Source organism: Streptosporangium sp. NPDC002544, assembly GCF_040295965.1.
Taxonomy (GTDB): domain Bacteria; phylum Actinomycetota; class Actinomycetes; order Streptosporangiales; family Streptosporangiaceae; genus Streptosporangium.
Map to the genome: position 1 here is coordinate 62167 of NZ_JBEOWJ010000013.1, position 15756 is coordinate 77922.

15 protein-coding genes are annotated in these 15756 nt (G+C 70.7%); 14 read left to right on the forward strand and 1 reads right to left on the reverse strand.

From position 1 onward, the window contains the following. Positions 1–18: 18 nt before the first annotated feature. The 14 genes from ABT061_RS21120 (at position 19) to ABT061_RS21185 (ending at position 14317) form a co-directional block, all read left to right on the forward strand. On the forward strand, positions 19–813 hold the full coding sequence (locus tag ABT061_RS21120) for a maleate cis-trans isomerase family protein (protein ID WP_350920247.1): 795 nt from the start codon (positions 19–21) through the stop codon (positions 811–813). Continuing rightward, complete coding sequence (locus tag ABT061_RS21125) at positions 810–2033, forward strand: FAD-dependent oxidoreductase (RefSeq protein ID WP_350920250.1); 1224 nt, start codon at positions 810–812, stop codon at positions 2031–2033. The genes ABT061_RS21120 and ABT061_RS21125 overlap by 4 nt, the downstream gene beginning before the upstream one ends. Further along, positions 2030–3433 (forward strand): aldehyde dehydrogenase family protein, encoded by a 1404-nt coding sequence (locus ABT061_RS21130; RefSeq protein ID WP_350920253.1) that lies wholly within the window; start codon positions 2030–2032, stop codon positions 3431–3433. Before ABT061_RS21125 ends, ABT061_RS21130 begins: the two co-directional genes overlap by 4 nt. Next, a complete protein-coding gene (locus ABT061_RS21135) occupies positions 3430–4881 on the forward strand; it encodes an aldehyde dehydrogenase (protein WP_350920256.1) in 1452 nt (483 codons plus the stop codon). The genes ABT061_RS21130 and ABT061_RS21135 overlap by 4 nt, the downstream gene beginning before the upstream one ends. After that, positions 4878–5699 (forward strand): VOC family protein, encoded by an 822-nt coding sequence (locus tag ABT061_RS21140; RefSeq protein WP_350920259.1) that lies wholly within the window; start codon positions 4878–4880, stop codon positions 5697–5699. Before ABT061_RS21135 ends, ABT061_RS21140 begins: the two co-directional genes overlap by 4 nt. Before the next feature lie 122 nt (positions 5700–5821). Next, a complete protein-coding gene (locus ABT061_RS21145; RefSeq protein ID WP_350920262.1) occupies positions 5822–7366 on the forward strand; it encodes an ABC transporter substrate-binding protein in 1545 nt (514 codons plus the stop codon). Between the two features lie 28 nt (positions 7367–7394). After that, positions 7395–8390, forward strand: coding sequence for an ABC transporter permease (locus ABT061_RS21150; RefSeq protein WP_350920265.1), 996 nt, complete (start codon positions 7395–7397; stop codon positions 8388–8390). Further along, complete coding sequence (locus tag ABT061_RS21155) at positions 8387–9256, forward strand: ABC transporter permease (RefSeq protein ID WP_350920268.1); 870 nt, start codon at positions 8387–8389, stop codon at positions 9254–9256. The genes ABT061_RS21150 and ABT061_RS21155 overlap by 4 nt, the downstream gene beginning before the upstream one ends. Beyond that, a complete protein-coding gene (locus ABT061_RS21160; protein WP_350920271.1) occupies positions 9256–10221 on the forward strand; it encodes an ABC transporter ATP-binding protein in 966 nt (321 codons plus the stop codon). Before ABT061_RS21155 ends, ABT061_RS21160 begins: the two co-directional genes overlap by 1 nt. Further along, on the forward strand, positions 10218–11261 hold the full coding sequence (locus tag ABT061_RS21165; RefSeq protein ID WP_350920274.1) for an ABC transporter ATP-binding protein: 1044 nt from the start codon (positions 10218–10220) through the stop codon (positions 11259–11261). Before ABT061_RS21160 ends, ABT061_RS21165 begins: the two co-directional genes overlap by 4 nt. Continuing rightward, positions 11258–12109, forward strand: coding sequence for a cupin domain-containing protein (locus tag ABT061_RS21170; protein WP_350920277.1), 852 nt, complete (start codon positions 11258–11260; stop codon positions 12107–12109). Before ABT061_RS21165 ends, ABT061_RS21170 begins: the two co-directional genes overlap by 4 nt. Further along, positions 12106–13182, forward strand: a complete 1077-nt coding sequence (locus tag ABT061_RS21175) for a class I SAM-dependent methyltransferase (protein WP_350920280.1) — start codon at positions 12106–12108, stop codon at positions 13180–13182. The genes ABT061_RS21170 and ABT061_RS21175 overlap by 4 nt, the downstream gene beginning before the upstream one ends. Next, positions 13179–13484 carry a hypothetical protein gene (locus tag ABT061_RS21180; protein ID WP_350920283.1) on the forward strand — a complete coding sequence of 102 codons (306 nt, stop codon included), beginning with the start codon at positions 13179–13181 and terminating at the stop codon, positions 13482–13484. Before ABT061_RS21175 ends, ABT061_RS21180 begins: the two co-directional genes overlap by 4 nt. Before the next feature lie 38 nt (positions 13485–13522). Then, positions 13523–14317 (forward strand): IclR family transcriptional regulator, encoded by a 795-nt coding sequence (locus tag ABT061_RS21185; protein ID WP_350920286.1) that lies wholly within the window; start codon positions 13523–13525, stop codon positions 14315–14317. A gap of 151 nt (positions 14318–14468) precedes the next feature. On the opposite strand, the gene ABT061_RS21190 is transcribed toward ABT061_RS21185, so the two are convergent. Continuing rightward, the coding region (locus tag ABT061_RS21190) for a WD40 repeat domain-containing protein (RefSeq protein ID WP_350920289.1) at positions 14469–15756 on the reverse strand (1288 nt) is incomplete at its 5' end.

Genomic DNA, 15756 nt, shown 5'->3' on the forward strand with positions numbered 1-15756 from the left:
CCGAAAGGAATCGTTCGAGTGAGTGGAACAGCTGACGGACTCGCGGAGGCACCTGCGCGAGTCGGCGTCGTGGTCCCTCCCGGCAACCCCTCGGCCGAACCCGAGATCACCGGCCTGCTCCCCCGATCGCTCATCACCCACACGGCCAGGTTGCCGGTGCACGACGGGGTGGACCTGCGGACGCGCCTGTCGCGCTACAACGACGACCACACCGGGACGCTGGCCTCCTTCGGCGGCCTGCCGCTGCGCGCGGCGCTGCTGGCCTGCACCGGGTCCTCCTATCCGCTGGGACCGGACGGTGACGCCCGGCTCTGCTCCGACCTGTCCGCGCGCCACGGCTTTCCGGTGTTCACCGCCGCGTCCTGTGTGCTGGCCGCCCTGACCGCGCTCGGCGCGCGGTCGCTCCTCCTGGTCTCGCCGTACCCCGCCTGGCTCACCGAGCAGTGCGCCGGATTCCTGCGGGAGGCCGGCCACCAGGTGAACGACGTCCTGCCCATTCCGGGCAGTGGCGCGATCTACGACCTGACCGGCGAGGACGTCCGCCGCGTCATCGACGCCGTACGGCCGGGCCGGGCCGACGCGGTCCTCGTCGCCGGAACGGGCGCGCCAAGCCTCGCGGCGATGGACGCGGCGGCCGGGAAGCTGAGCGTTCCGGTCCTATCGTCCAATCTCTGCGGCGCGTGGTGGCTCGCGTCCTCCGCCGGCGCGAGCGAGGAACTGCGCGAGTCGCCGAGCCCGGCGATGCGCAGGCTCACCGCCGACGCCGTCCTCCCCCAGCTTGCCGGAACCTCCAGGAGAGGCCCCTCAGCATGATCAGTCAAGATGCTCCGGTGATCGTCGTCGGTGGTGGTCCCGTCGGGCTGACCACCGCCGTGGCGCTGGCCACGCATGACGTGCCCGTCGTGCTCCTGGAGTCGGGCGACGGGTCGGTGCGCGCGGAATGGCGCGGTTCCACCCTGCATCCGCCGACGCTCGAACTGCTCGACGAGATCGGCCTCACGCCGGAGATCCTGTCCGGCTCGACGCGAGTCGACCGGGTGCAGCATCGCGACCTGGAGTTCGACGAGGTCGTCGAGTTCGACTTCGGCCTGCTCGAAGGACGCACGCCCTACCCCTTCCGCACGCAGTTCGAGCAGTACAAGATGCTGCGCCTGCTCGGCGACCGGGCAGCACGGGCCGACGAGGTGGACCTCAGGTTCCGCCACACGGTGCGCGAGATGCGGCAGGACGACAACGGCGTGACGGTGACGGCCGACACCCCGGATGGGCGGGTCGAACTGCGCGCGGCCTTTCTGGTCGCGGCCGACGGCAGCCACAGCGCCCTGCGCAAGCACGCCGGCATCGGTTTCCCCGGCGTCACGCTCGACACACAGAGCATCGTGGTGGCCAGCCCGTTCCCGTTCGAGCGGGTGGTCAAAGACGTGGCTCCGGTGAGCTACTGGAGCGGCCCGTCGGGACGGCTCTCACTGATCAGGACCCCCGACGTCTGGCGGTTGGCGGTGTCCGCGCCCGGAGAGCAGGGCGGCAGCACCACCGACCCGCATCCGGCGGTCCGCACCGGCCTCGGCCTGCTGACCGGCGCGGCCGGGGACGTCGAGCTGATCCAGCACCAGACCTACCGCAGTCACCAACGGGTCGCCGAGACCTTCCACCTCGGACGGCTGCTGCTGGTCGGCGACGCCGCGCACCTCAACAGCACCACGGGCGGCATGGGCCTGAACTCCGGCGTGCACGACGCGTTCGAGGCGGCCGACCGGCTGGTCCCGGTGATCCGCTCGGGAGCAGACGCGGATGAGGCCGCCGCCACGTACGGCGCGGCACGGCGGGCCGCCGCGATGGAATTCGTGCAGCCCCTCACCCATGAGGGCGCGATAAGGCTCGCCCAGCGCGACCCCGCCAAGCGCCGGCAGCGGCTGGCCGAGCTGGCCGAGATCGCCGCCGACGAGGACCGCTCCCGCGCCCATGTGATGGCCGCGAGCATGCTCACCGCTCCGCTGCCGGAGCGCGTACGGAAGGGATTGACCGCTCGATGAGCAAGATCTACAGCCCGATCGACGGACAGGTCATCGGCGACGTCGCGCCCGGCGACGCCGAGGTCGCGCTGAGCACGGCGGCCCGAGCGCTGCCCGGCTGGCGCGGCATGCCGGCGAGTGAGCGGGGACGGCTGCTGGTCGAGGTCGGCCGCCAGATGCGCGCGCGGGTCGAGGAGGTCGCCCAGTTGGAGACACTCAACACCGGCAAGCTCCTGAGCGACACGCGACGCGAGGCAGAGCGGGCCGCGGCCTGCTTCGAGTATTACGGCGGCTATGCCGACAAGGTGACCGGCACGGTCATCCCGGTGCCCGGCCCGTTCCACACCTATACCGTGCGGGAGCCGTACGGCATCGCGGTGGGGATCATCCCCTGGAACGTTCCCTATTTCTTCGCGGCCAAGAAGCTGGCCCCGGCGCTGGCGTTCGGCAACGTCAGCATCGTCAAGCCGGCGGAGGAGACGCCGCTGACCGCGCTGGTGCTGGCCGGCATCCTGGCCGAGGTGCTACCCGAGGGCGTCGGGCAGATCCTGCCCGGCGGGGCCGACGTCGGGCGGGCCCTGGTGGGCGACGAGCGGACCGACCTGGTGGTGTTCACCGGATCCCATCCGGCGGGCCGCGCGGTGGCGCAGGCCGCCGCTGGGCATTTCGCGCCCTCGGCGCTGGAGCTCGGCGGCAAGTCGCCCCAGCTCGTGTTCGCCGACGCCGACCTGGACGCGGCTCTTGAAGGGGTACTCGGCGGGATCTTCGGAGCGTGCGGCCAGATGTGCGTGGCGGGGTCAAGGGTCTACGTCGAGGAACCGGCATACGCTGATTTCGTCGACCGACTGGCGGCGCGGACGAGCGTCCTGCGGGTGGGCGACCCGCGTGAGCCCGGCACCCAGGTGGGGCCGCAGGTGACTCTGCCTCAGGCGGAAAAAACGCTGGGCTACATCGATGAGGGCCGTGCGGGCGGGGCGCGCCTGGTCGCGCAGGGCGCGACGCCGGACGACCCCCGGCTCAGGAACGGCTTCTACGTCCCGCCGACCGTGTTCGCCGACGTCGCGCCGGACGCACCGCTGCTGACCGATGAGATTTTCGGACCCGTGGTGTCGGTGGCGCCCTTCCACGGCGAACGCCAGGCGGTCGAACTGGCCCACCGCACGCGGTTCGGGCTGGCCGCCGGGGTGTGGACGCGCGACGTCGGCCGTGCCCACCGGATGGCGGCCGAACTGCGCGTCGGCACGGTCTGGATCAACACCTACCGGATCCTGTCCGACCTGGTGCCGTTCGGCGGCGTCGGCCGGTCGGGGTTCGGCCACGAGAACGGAACGGAGGCGGTCAACCTGTACACCAGGCCCAAGAGCGTGTGGACGTCGATGGAGCCGGGCATGCCCGCCGCCTACCTCACGGAGGCACGATGAGCACCTTCTACCGGCACGACCACCTGTTCATCGGCGGCAGGCGGGTCGCGCCGATCTCGGATGAAACGGTCGAGGTGATCTCTCCCTCCACCGAGGAACCGGTGGGCCGTGTCCCGTGCGCCGGGCGCGATGACGTGGACGCGGCGGTGGCCGCGGCCCGCGCCGCCTTCCGGGACCCGGACGGGTGGCGCACCTGGCCCGCCGGGGAACGGGCGGCGGCCCTTGACCGGCTGGCGGGGCTGCTCGACGAGCGGATCGACGAGCTGACCACGCTGCTCGCCTGGGAGACCGGACGACCCGTGGGCGGGAGACGGGCTTCCACGCTGCGGGGCAGCGAGCTGCTGCGCTACTACGCCGAGGTGATCCGCACCCTGGTGACCGAGGAGCGGCGGGCCGCCCCCGAGGCCACCTCACCGATCCGGCACTCCATCGTGCGCCGCGAGCCGATCGGGGTGACCGCCGCGATCACCCCCTACAACGGGTCGCTGACCCTGCCGATGTACAAACTCGCCCCGGCCCTCGCCGCGGGTGGAACGGCGGTGTTCAAGCCGCCGCCGCAGGCGCCGCTGGAGTCCTACCTCCTGGCCGAGGCGGTCGCGGCCTCGGGGATTCCGGACGGCGTGCTCAACATCGTGCCCGGCGACGCCAGGACCGGTGAGTGGCTGGTCACCCACCCGGGAATCGACAAGATCGGCTTCACCGGGTCGACGGCGGCCGGGCGGCGCATCGCCGAACTGGCGGGGCGCGCCCTTAAACCGGTGACGCTGGAGCTGGGTGGCAAGTCGGCGGCCGTCCTGCTGGAGGACGCCGACCTGTCGGCCTTCGTCGGCTCGCTCGGCGTGCTCGGCTTCCTGTTCAGCGGCCAGAACTGCTTCATCCACAGCCGGATCCTGGCCCCCCGGCGAAGATATGCCGAGGTGGTGGAGGCCGTCACGGCGTTCGCGGCCGGACTGGCGGTCGGCGACCCGTTCGACCCGGCGACCCGGGTCGGCCCGTTGATCACCGCCGAACATCGGGACCGGGTCGCCTCCTATGTGCGCTCGGGACTCGACGAGGGCGCCAGGCTGACCACGGGAGGTGGCGCGCCGGACCGGCCGGGCTGGTATTTCGAGCCCACGGTGTTCGCCGACGCGACCAACGACATGCGGATATGCCAGGAGGAGATCTTCGGCCCGGTGCTGGCGGTCATCCCCTATGACACCGAGGAGGAGGCTCTCACACTCGCGGGCGACTCCGACTTCGGCCTGGCCGGATCGGTCTGGACCGCGGACGAGGAACGCGGCGTGGCCCTGGCCTCCCGGATGGACAGCGGGTCGGTGGGCGTCAACGGCTTCGGCTTCAACACCGCGGCCCCGTTCGCCGGGCGGCGCGGCAGCGGGCTCGGCGTGGAGCTCGGCGTGGAGGCCCTGGCCTCCTACCTGCGCTTCCAGGCGGTGCACCTCCTGTGAGCGCGGGCCCGATCGTCCGGGTGACCGTCGGGGTGCCCGATCCCCCGACGGCGGCCGGACGTTACCTCGCCGCGTTCGGCTGGACCGTGCGGCCGGATGGAGAACGAGACAGGATCACCGTGGGCCCACCCGGCGGCCAGGGCGGCGACGTGCGGCTCGTCCGGACTGAGGGCAGCCCGCCGGCACCGTTCACGACGTACGGCTGGGCCGCGCTCGAACTGGCCGTGCGCGACGTGGACCAGGCAGTGCTCGACGCCGAACGCGCGGGCTTCACGGTGCTCGTCCCGCCGCTGCGGCTGGGCACGCTGCCGTTGCGCGCGGCCCAGCTCGCCGGTACCGGCGGGGAGGGGGTGTACCTCACCCAGATCCTCGGTGAGGTGCCCGGGTTCGCGCTGCCCCGGCAACGGGATCCGGTGGACGGGGTGTTCATCGCGGTACTGGCGACCCCGGACCTCGAAGAGAGCCGGCGGGTGGTGGAGTCGCGGCTCGGCGCGGTCCGGGCCAGCGACCGGCGGGCCCGCATCCAGGTGCTCAACCACGCCTTCGGCCTGCCCGATACCACCGAGCACCGGCTGAGTTCGGTACGGCTGGCCGAGCGGGCCGCCATCGAGATCGACGAGTATCCCGGGACCGCGCGGCCCCGGGCCGCACCCCGGTCGGGGCCGGTCCCCGGGATGGGCGTGGTGACGGTGCACGGCGCCGAGCCCGCCGCCTTCGCCCTGCCGTACGGCGGGCTGGTGGAGGTGGAGCCGGCGACGCACATTTATCGGACCCCTGTCTCATATAAGGAAACGATCCGGCCTCATCCCTTGACCTGACGGGAAGAACTCGGCAATCCTTTTCGCTAATCGGGACAACGTTCCTTCTATAGGAACAGCTTCTGTTATGGAACACGGGGCCGCCTTCTCAGGCGGCGACCATGAAAACGTAGGGACACGGTGTGAACAACCACCGACTCGGCATCGCAATCGCCGCGGGCGCGGCACTGCTCCTGTCCAGCGCCTGTTCGTCCGGTTCGACCGACGGCGGGACCCCGGCCTCGGGCGGCGGGAAGACACAGACGCTGCGGGTCGGCGTGGCGTCGCTGGCTCCAGGACAGGGCAATCCCTTCACCGCCACCGGCAGCCCGAGCATTTACACGTGGTCCGCGATCTTCGACGCGCTCACCCTCGTGGATGCCAAGGGCACAGTACAGTCCGCGCTGGCAACGTCCTGGGAACAGGTCGAGCCGACCCGCTGGCGGTTCACGTTGCGCGAGGGCGTGAAGTTCTCCAACGGCGAGGTGTTCGACGCCTCAGCCGTCATCGCGACGATCGACCACGTGAACAGCGAGGCCGCCCGATCCACCCCGGTGGGCGTCGACCTGATGAACGTCTCCGGAGCCAAGGCCGTGGACCCCCGCACCGTGGAGGTGACGACGGCCAAGCCGGACCCGATCCTGCCCAAGGTCCTGTCCGAGCTCTACATCGTCGCGCCCAAGGCGTGGCAGCAGGACCCCAAGGCGTTCGCGAACGCGCCGGTCGGCACCGGGTCGTTCAAGGTGGACTCGATCACTCAGAACCGCTGGGAGCTGTCGGCCAACCCCGACTCCTGGCGCAAGCCCAAGGTGGACAAGCTCCAGGTCATCAAGCTGCCCGACGCCGCCGCCAGGCTCCAGGCGCTGCAGTCGGGGCAGATCGAGGTGGCGATCCAGCTCAACCCCGACCAGATCGAGCAGGTGCGCGCCGCGGGCGGCACCCCGCAGACCGACCCCGCGCCGCAGGTCATGTCCCTGGCGTTCTACCAGACGAAGTCCGGTTCCAAGGTGGCCGACCAGAAGCTGCGCCAGGCGCTGAACTACGCGGTCGACAAGCAGGCCATCGTCACCAACCTGACCGGCGACCTGGCCAAGGTGACCGGGCAGGGCGCGTCGGAGTCGACCTTCGGCTACGACCCGCAGACCCAGCCCTATCCGTACGACCCGGAGAAGGCCAAGGAACTGCTCAAGGAGGCCGGGCACGACAAGGGGCTGAGCCTCACCGCCGACGTGGTCGTGGGCTCCTATCCGGCGGACGACCAGCTCTACCAGGCGGTCGCCGCCGACCTCGCCAAGGTCGGTGTCACGCTCACCCTGCGGCAGATGACCTTCGCCGAGTGGCTGGAGAAATACCAGACCAACGGCTGGAGCGGCGACATGTTCGGCCTGTCGTGGAACTCGGCCCCCTGGATGGACGCCATCCGCGCCTACCGCATCTTCTCCTGCGCCAAGGCCACCGCCTTCTTCTGCGACAAGAGCGTCATGCCGCTGATCGAGCAGGCGAACAACGAGTTCGACGAGGCCAAGCGGCTGTCCACACTCCAGGAGCTGGCGCGGAAGGTGCACGACAACCCGCCGTCCCTCTATCTGGTGCAGCAGACCGACGTCAACGCCACCGCCAAGGGCGTACAGGGCTATCTCAACGACAGCCGGTTCATCCACTACGAGCAGATGACCGTCGGCGGCTGAGCGCCGACACCGAAAGGAGGTGCCGCCGATGGCCGAGCAGGCACTCACCACCCCACCCGCCGCGACGGCGGCCTCGACCGGGCTCACCGTAGCCCGCCGGATCCTCCGTACCGTCGGACCTCGTCTCATCCAGGTCGTGGTCCTGATCATGGTCGTTTCGACCGCGCTGTTCTTCCTGCTGCGGCTCACCGGAGATCCGGCCCGCATCCTGGCCGGCGAGGACAGCTCGCCGGAGACGCTGGAGCAGGTGCGCGCGCAATACGGCCTCGACCGCCCGCTGGTCATGCAATATGCCACGTTCATCGGCAACATGCTGCTGCTGGACTTCGGCAGCTCGCTGTCCACCGGCGAACCCGCCCTCGACCTGGTGCTGCGCCAGCTCCCGCCCACGCTGGAGCTGGCCGCCCTGGCCACCATCGTCAACATGCTCATCGCCATCCCGATCGGGAGCTGGCTCGGGGCCCGGTCGCAGACCGGGCCCCGGCGGCTGGTGAACGGCCTCACCAGCATCGCCCAGGGCATCCCGGCCTACATCGTCGGGCTGCTGCTCATCCAGATCTTCGCCGTCTGGCTCGGCGTGCTCCCCTCGGTGTCGGGCGGGGGCGGCCTGGAGTGGATACTGCCCTCCCTGACCCTCGCCGCGTTCCTGTCGCCCCAGCTCATCCGGGTCTCGGCGGCGAACGTGTCGGAGTCGATGAATCAGGACTATGTCCGTACCGCCCGCGCCACCGGCGCCGGCCCGACCACCCTGCTGGTACGGCATGTGCTCCCCAACGCCCTGCTGGCCACCACAGCCCTGCTCGGCGCCCAGTTCGCCTACATGATGTCCGGTTCGATGATCACAGAATTCCTCTTCTCCTGGCCGGGTCTCGGCCTGCTGCTCGTCAACTCCGTGACGCACCTGGACTTCCCCGTCGTCCAGGCGTCGGTCTGCGTCGTGGCATTGCTCGTCTTCGCCGTCAACGTCGTCATGGACTCGATCTTCCAGATCGCCGATCCCCGACTGCGCCGGGGCCGGGCATGAGCGCCCCCTCCGCCGCGGAACCGCGCGGCCTGCTGCGCCGCCGCCCCGGCCGGGGCTCGCCACTCTCCCTGGCCGTGGGAGTCGGGATGTGCGCCGTCCTCGTCCTGCTGGCCCTCACCCATCGGATGCTGGAGCCGCACGACCCGGGCGCCTCCGAGCTGGCCCGCCGGCTGCTCGCTCCCGGCGGCGACCACCTGCTCGGCACCGACCAGCTCGGCCGCGACGTGCTGTCCCGGGTGCTCGCCGGCACCTCCTGGTCCCTCGGCATAGGCATGGTCGCCACCACGCTCGGGGCCGTCACCGGCACGATGATCGGCGTCGGGGCGGGCTGGTCACACGGCTGGGTCCGGGTCGTGCTGACCCGTGCCGTCGACATCGGTATCTCCTTTCCCTATCTGGTCACCGCGATCACCGTCATCGCCGTGGTCGGGCACGGCTTCTGGCCACTGGCGCTGACACTCGGCCTGGTGAGCTGGCCGACCTTCGCCCGCGTGGTCTACGCCGAGACCCTGGGCCTCGCCAAGCGCGAATATGTCACCGCCGCCCGGCTCATCGGCGTCGGACGCCTGGCCTCGGTCTTCTCCCATGTGCTCCCGGCGCTGCGGCCCACGCTTCAGGTGATGGCCGCCTTCATGTTCGCCGACATGCTCATCGCGGAGAGCAGTCTGTCCTTCCTCGGCCTCGGCGCCCCGCTCGGAGTGCCCACCTGGGGGAACATGCTGGCCGAGAGCAAGTCCTATCTGGCGACCTCCCCCTGGCTGATGCTCGCGCCCGCCGCGGCCACCGTGGCCTCGGTGCTGGCGGCCAATCTGCTCGGTGACGGGCTGACCGCTCGCGACCGGCTCAAGAACACGCGGGCGGGATAATGAACGAGACCACACGAGCGGTCGCGAGCGTCAGAGACCTGCGGGTCGCCTTCGCCACGGCCACCGGCTGGCGCGAGGTGGTGCGGGGCGTGTCCCTGCGCATCGAGCCCGGTGAGCGCGTGGCCCTGGTCGGCGAGTCGGGCTCGGGCAAGACGATGCTGGGGCTGAGCCTGCTCGGCCTGCTCCCCGAACACGCCCGGGTCACCGGTTCGGTGCAGATCTCCGGCACCGAGCTGGTCGGGGCGGCCGAACCCGCCCTCCGGCGCATGCGCGGCAAGGACACCGCCATGGTGTTCCAGGACCCGCTGACCTCGCTCAACCCGGTACGCACCATCGGATCCCAACTCGTCGAGGCGGTCCGCCGCCACCAGCGGATCGGCAAACGCGCCGCCGCCGACGCGGTCGTGGCCACCCTGTCCGCGGTCGGCGTACCCGCCCCCGCCGACCGGATGACCGCCTATCCGCACCAGCTGTCCGGCGGGCTTCGCCAACGCGTCGTCATCGCACTGGCCCTGGTGAACAGGCCCAGTCTGATCATCGCCGACGAGCCCACCACCGCCCTGGACGCCACCATCCAGGCCCAGATCCTCGACGTGCTGCGAACCACCCTCGGGGACACCTCGCTGCTGCTGATCACCCACGACCTGGCCGTCGCCGCAGAGGTGTGCGACCGGGTACTGGTGGCCTATGCCGGCAAGCTCGTCGAACAGGGCCCCACCCGGGAGATCCTGCGCCGGGCCCGCCACCCCTACGCCCGGGGGCTGATCGCCGCCGTGCCGCGGTTCGACCCCTCGCGGGCCGAACTGCGGCCGATCCCCGGCAGTCCGCCGACCTCGGCGGAACGACCCGAGGGCTGCTGGTTCGCCCCGAGATGCCCCCATGCCGACGAGACCTGCCTCGGCCAGGAACCTCCCGAGATCGACGGCGTGATGTGCTGGCGACCGCTTGAGGAGGACGCCCGATGACCCCAGAACCCGCTTCCGGCACGACCTCTGACCTGGACCGGGCTCCCGCTTCGGATGTGCTGCTGTCCGCACGGGACGTGAGCGTCACCTTCCTCAGCGGCGGACGGCCGCTGCGCGCCGTGGACGGGGCGAGCCTCGACCTGCGCCGCGGCGAGACGGTCGCGCTCGTCGGGGAGTCCGGTTCCGGCAAGACAACTCTCGCACTGACCATGATGGGCGGTCACCGGCCCGAACACGGCCAGATCATATTCGACGGGCAGGATGTCACCGGCCTGTCCGAACGCCGGATGCGCCCCTTCCGGCGCAGGGTCCAGATGGTGTTCCAGGACCCCTACGCGAGCCTCGATCCGAGGATGAACGTGGAACGCATCGTGGGCGAGCCACTGCGCGCCCACGGCCTGGCCTCCCGGGCGCACCGCCGAGAGCGGGTACTCGCCCTCCTGGAACAGGTCGGTCTACCGCCCGACGCCCTCGACCGGCGGCCGGCGCAGTTCTCCGGCGGGCAGCGGCAGCGCATCGCCATCGCCCGCGCCCTGGCCTTGGAACCGGACGTGCTGGTGGCCGACGAACCGGTGTCGGCTCTGGACGTGTCGATCCAGGCACAGATCATCAACCTGCTACGCGCCCTCCAGCGCGAGAGAACGATGTCATATCTCATCGTCTCGCACGACCTGGCGCTGGTGCACCACCTGGCCGACCGCGTGGCCGTGATGTACCTCGGCCGGATCGTCGAACAGGCATCCTGCGACGAACTGGTGAGCGCCCCCCTGCACCCTTACACCGCCGCGCTGCTGTCGGCCGCTCCCTCGCTTGGCCGCACCGGCGCGCGGGAGCGGATCGTGCTGCCGGGCAGCCCGCCGTCGCAGTTCGACCTGCCCCCCGGCTGCGCTTTCCACCCGCGCTGCCCGATCGCCCGGCCGCGCTGCCGCGTTGAGTCGCCCGAGCCGGTCACCGACGCCACGGGGCGCGAGGTCGCCTGCTTCCATCCCGGTGAGCTGCCGGGCCCCCGGCTGTTCGACTCTTCGGAGGTCACGACGTGAACCGTCCTTTCATCGAGTTCCTGCAGACCCAGCGCCTCGCGTGGAGCGGCGCGGGGGGAGTCAGGGAAGGTGCGGAGGTGCGCGAGCTGAGCCGCGACGCCGCCACCGGGGCTTGCAGCACGCTGGTGCGCTATCCGGCCGGATGGCGCAGGGAACGGGACGAGGCGCTGGACACCGATGAGGAGTTCTTCGTCCTCTCCGGGTCGCTGCGGATCGGCGAGGTGGACTACGGGCGTTACTCCTACGGCCACCTGCCCTCCGGCTACCACCGGGCGGGCATGTCCTCACCGGCGGGCGCGGTGGTGCTGACGTTCTTCGCCGCCGAGGCGCACGCCATCCCCACCTCAAGCCACTTGCCCACGCTCGTGAGCGAGCGGGTCGTCGAGCGTATCGACGCGCTCGACGGAGCGTGGGGCGGCGGCTTCCACCCCGAGTTCCCGCCGGGGGCCGGCCGCAAATGGCTGCGCCGTGACCCGGTGACCGGGGACGAGACCTGGATTCTCGGCACAATGCCGCTGCGCCAGGGGCAGAAGGCGGAGCGGCATCCAGTCGTGGAGGAGATGTTCCTGCTCTCCGGCGAACTGGTCGGGCATCTGGGGATCATGCGTCCGGGCGCCTACTTCTGGCGTCCTCCCGAGGAGTGGCACGGGCCGTTCGGCTCGCTCACCGGCAACCTCATGCTGTTCCGCACGGTCGGCGGACCGCTGAGCACCGAATATCACACCGAACGCGGCAACTTCTGCTGGGAGCCCGAGCACCGCCCGATCCTGCCGCCTCACCTACGTGACCTGCCTTCGCCCGAGGAACCCTCGAAGACAGATGACCTTCCCCTGACCGGAGGTGAATGATGCTCGACGTAGAGGAGCATCTCAGCCTGGACGAACGTTCGGCTGTCGACTTCGTCGGCGGGCTGCGCGCCCGCTGGGCCCACGAACTCTATCCACGCCTCGCCGCCGACGCCCGCGGCGGTGACGGCGCCGGCGATGTCACCACCCTCGCCGGCGCGACCTCGGCGCTGCGCCGGTCCCCGCTCTATCCGTGGTTCGCCCACCTGGAACGCCAGCAGCAGAAGATGCTGTGGCGCGCCGCGGGCGACGCGGTACTGCGCCTGAGGAAGGAACTGTCCAGCGGTCTCGACGTGCCCGGATCGCCGGAACTCGACCCGGGGCTCAGCCTGCCCGACTGGTATACCGACGTCGACATCCATCTGCAGCCCGGCTCGTTCTTCGCCGCCGACGCCTCGGCGTTCATCTATGAACTGGGCGCCCGCGTGGTGATGCTGCGAGACAACGACGGCTACAAGTTCCACCGCCTGTTCGCCGAGACCGCGCTGCCCGACCTGCCGGGGGCAGCCCGGGTCGTCGACATCGGCTGCGGATTCGGCAAGAGCACCCGCCCGCTGGCGGCGAAGTACCCTGACGCGGAGATCGTCGGCATCGACCTGTCGGCCCCCAACCTGCGCCTCGCGCACGCCCAAGCGGTCTCGGCGGGCCTTTCCCTTCGCTACCGGCAGGCCTTCGGGAGCGCCACCGGTCTGGAGAACGGCTCCGCCGACCTGGTCACGGGGACGATGGTGCTGCACGAGATGCCCGGCGCGGAGATCGCGGCGACGCTGGCCGAGGCCGCCAGGCTGCTCCGCCCCGGCGGATCGGTGCGCTTCCTGGAGTTCTGGCCCACCGGCGACCCGGTGCGCGACGCCACCGTCTATGAGCACGCCGAACGCAACAACGAGCCGTACTTCCGCGACCTGTTCGGGATCGACACGGCACGCGTCTGCGCCGAGGCGGGGCTGACCGGCGCCCGCTGGACGCCCTTCGACGAGCGGGAACGCGGTCTGCTGTCCGGTGACAGGCCGGAGCGCCGGGAATGGTTCTTCCCCTGGGCCGTGCTGTGCGCGGAGAAGCCGGAGACGACGGTATGACGGAGATCCACTACTTCGACGACCCGCACACCGACCGGCTGGTGTCGCTGCTCTGGCAACTCGCCCAGGAACTGCACGTCACGCGGCAGCGGGTGCTTGCCCTGGAGGAGCTGCTGACGGAGGGCGGAGCCATCCGGGCGGGGGCCGTCGACGGCTATCGCCCGGCGGGAGAGGCCAGGGAGCGCTTGGCATCGGACGGGAACGCCCTTCTCGACCGCCTGACACGCGTCATCACCGAGGCGGATGATCATCGGATGCCCCTCCGTGACCAGTATATTGATCGACTCTTGGCCAACGGGTGACGGTGAGGGCGCCGATGACTTCCAGCGCGGAAAGCAGTATGGCCGTGGAGACCTCCGATCCGGCATCGGCGTCGGGCCTCACTCGGGCCCTGCAGGTGATCTACACGGTCGCCGAGGAGAACTCCACAGGCATCGGCGTCTCGGCGATCTCCCGCCGCCTCGGCCTGCCCAAGGCAGTGGCGCACCGCATCCTCAAGACGCTGAGCAACGACGGCTTCCTCCGGTTCGATGAGGAGACCAAGCGCTACACGCTGGGCGTCGGCGCGCTCAGCGTGGGCCTCAGCGCCATCTCCAGCCTCGGCCTCCAGGCCGCCGTCCACCCCTTCCTGCGCAACCTCGTCCAGGCCACGGGAGAGACCGCCACGCTGTCGATCAGGCAGGGGTGGACCCGCATCTACCTGGACCAGGTGGAAAGCCCTCGCGAAGTACGGATGACCGTCGCCGTCGGCCGACCGTACTCCCTGCACGCCGGCTCGTCGTCCAAGGCCATCCTGGCTGCCATGTCCGACCGCGACATCAGCGAGTTCCTGCGGCTCCAGCCCTTCGAGGCGCTGACCCCGCACACCCTGGTCACCCCGGACGCCCTGCTGGCGGAGGTCGGGCGGATCCGCCGCCTGGGCTACGCCGAGAGCACCGGCGAACGCCAGTCGGCCGCCGGCAGTGTGGCGGCGGCCGTACTCCGCCCGGACGGCACGGTGTTCGGCTCGGTCTCCATCTGCGGCCCGATCACCCGCTTCGACGAGACCACTCGCGCCTCCTATGGGCCGCTGGTCGCCAAGGTGGCCGGGCACATCTCCACCGTCGTGCTCCACCGGACCTCTACCTTCCGTTGACCCAGCCTGCGCTGCAATCCGGATCCACCGGTTGATGTCTGGTCGGTGTGCAGGCCGGGAACGAGAAAATGCCTTGTGACCTGCGCGCGCCTTCGTACGAGCGTTCCTCGAAGAGGGCCGGTCGGCGACACCAAAACCGTTCGCCCTTGGTTCAGGCGGGGGGCGGGTAGAGGTCGAAGCCGTACAGGCCCTGGTCTCCCCCGGCGGCCAGACCGAAGCCGTTGGGGAACCAGGCCAGACAGTTGAGACCCGCCTCGACCCTGGCTCCGGCGCCCGCCGGCTCGCCGTACCTGTCCCACAGCCGGATGGTTCCGTCGTCCGAGCAGGTGGCGAGCAGGTTGCTGTCCGGGGAGACGGCCACGCCGCGAATCTTTCCCGAGTTCGCGGGCAGCGTCGCCCGATCCCTGCCGCCGGCCGACCAGACGCGCGCGGTGCCGTCCTCGAAGCAGGCGGCCAGCCAGGTGCCGTCGGGGGCGATCGCCACCTGCCGGGCCGCTCCCGGGCATCCCTTGAGCGAGGCCCGCGCCTTTCCGTCGGCTCCCCACAGACCCGCCGTCCCGTTGACCGAGACGATGGCGAACCACCTGCCGTTGGGAGCGACGGTGATCTCGTCCATGGCCTCCACCCTGCTTTTCAGGGCGGCGTACCTGCTGCCGTCCGGTTTCCAGAGTTGGATTCTTCCGTAGATGGACAGGGTGGCGAGCCAGGCGCCGTCCGGTGAGATGAGGATGTGAGCGGTCGCCCGGATGTTCGCGACCAGTACTGCCCGCTCGGTGCCGTCGGCCCACCAGATACGCGCGGTGCCGTCTTCCGAGCAGGTGGCCAGCCAGGTGCTGTCGGGGGCGATCACCACCTCACGCACCGGCCCGGTGTGACCGGCCAGCACCGCCCTCCTGCTGCCACCCGCGCCCCAGAGCCGTACGGTCCGGTCGGCCGACCAGGTCGCCAGCCAGGTGCTGTCGGGGGCGATCGCCACTCCCCGCACGCGTCCGGTGTGCCCCGTCGGAATGGCCCTCCTGCGGCCACCGGCTCCACGTATCCGGATCACGTGATCACCGGACCAGACGGCCAGCCACGTCTTGTCCGGCGAGATCGCGCCGTAGTGACCGATCTCGATGGGAACGGTGAGGGTCGCTCCTTCTATCCTGTCCTCGTTCCAGAGCTTCACCGAGCCGTCGCCGGAGTGTGTGGCGATCCAGTTCCCCTCGGGGGAGATGGTCACCTTGCGCACCATCCCGGTCCTGCCCCTGCGGCTCTGCCGCCCGGAGCGCTCAGACTGCCAGATCCGGATCTCCCCGTCCTGCGAGCAGGCGGCCAGCCAGCTGCTGTCAGGAGCGATCACCACCTGACGCACCACCCCGGCATGCCCGGACAGAGCTGCCCGTTCGCTGCCGTCGGACTCCCACAGCCGCACGCTCTGCTCCCCGGAGAGGGTCGCC